The organism is Pantoea sp. ME81 (assembly GCF_903970985.1).
Lineage (GTDB): Bacteria > Pseudomonadota > Gammaproteobacteria > Enterobacterales > Enterobacteriaceae > Pantoea > Pantoea communis.
This window is the reverse complement of record NZ_CAJCKS010000358.1, coordinates 1-1,213: the sequence shown is the minus strand read 5'-3', so window position 1 is coordinate 1,213 and position 1,213 is coordinate 1. Positions and strand designations below refer to the sequence as shown.

General features: G+C 52.5%; 3 protein-coding genes. 1 reads left to right on the top strand and 2 read right to left on the bottom strand.

All coding sequences use genetic code 11. From position 1 onward, the window contains the following. A partial coding sequence (locus H7A81_RS27325; protein ID WP_182059344.1) for a LysR family substrate-binding domain-containing protein occupies positions 1 to 482 on the top strand: 482 nt, incomplete at its 5' end. Here H7A81_RS27325 and H7A81_RS27320 read toward each other — a convergent pair. Both H7A81_RS27320 and H7A81_RS27315 read right to left on the bottom strand, forming a co-directional pair. Beyond that, entirely contained in the window at positions 483 to 659 is a 177-nt protein-coding gene (locus H7A81_RS27320; RefSeq protein WP_034829866.1) for a DUF1289 domain-containing protein, read from the bottom strand. 12 nt (positions 660 to 671) lie between these two features. Beyond that, positions 672 to 1,213: nickel/cobalt efflux transporter (locus H7A81_RS27315; RefSeq protein WP_182059343.1), on the bottom strand; the 542-nt coding region annotated here is incomplete at its 5' end.

Here is a 1,213-nt window from a genome sequence, read left to right as displayed (position 1 = left end):
ATACACTGGCCACTCAGGTCAGTGAACGTACTATTGATGTTGCCTTTGTGCGTGGTCCTGTGCCGTTACCTGCCGATGTCGGATACATTGAAGTCGAGCAAGATCACTTCGCATTGGCACTGCCGGATAACCACCCGCTGGTTGCGCAGGAACAACCCATCGAACCTGCGCAACTTAAAGGGGAAACCTTTATTTTGCCCGAACAAGTGTCTGGCACCGTGACCTTTGCACAGCGAGGTGGGTTTATTCTGAGTCGTAGCTGGTCGGCGGGCAGTTTAAATGAAGTGCTGGCCAATGTCGCATTAGGTAATGGTGTTGCGGTAATACCGGCTATTCTGGTGACCCAATTAAAATTAACCGGCATCACTTATCGCGAAATACCCGGAGCCGTTATTCCTTCATCCATTTGGTTCTTATATCGTAAACGCGAACGTACTCCCGCAGTGAATAAGCTGGTGCGCATGATTGAACGAAGCACCTGACTATTTTATTTGCAACGTCGCAACGCGATCTTTCAATGCGCGTTCAATCGCCTTGCGGTGATAGGGTGACATTTTGCGCCACTCCTGTGCCTCTTTACGCGTACGGCCACAGGCACGACACCAGCCATTTTTTCCCTCAAAAATACAGACATCAGTACAAGGCGATTTTACAGACATGGAAATAATTCCTTATTGGGTGAGGCCACTGTAGCCATGGAACATCATATAGACGCCCACGATGGCAATCAGGGCACTAGAGAAGTAAGGTGCGCGGCGTGCAATATCGGCGAAACCTTTCAATCGACGGGATACATGCCGAACACTTAGCGCCGCACCTACGCCGACGGTCACCAGCGTAAGCGCCAGGCCGATGCTGAAGCAGACCACCAGCGCCGCACCAAGACTAAACTGCTTCACCTGCAGGCAAAGAAGGAGGACCGTGATCGCTGCAGGGCAGGGAATTAATCCCCCCGTCAGGCCGAAGAGAAGAATTTGCAGATTGCTGATTTCACGGCCATCAACGCGTCGGCGTATGTCTTCCGCGTGCGCGCGCTCGTGAGCATCCTGATATTCCTGAGAACCTTCCGCGAACCTGGCCAATTCGCCATGATGTCCGTGTTCATGAGCTCGGAAGAGGGTCGTGTAGGGCAAGAGTGGACGGCCTGGCGTCGCTTGTGGTAGTAGGTGGAGCAGCTGAAACAATACAGGGAGTCTACCGATGTGTCCTACGT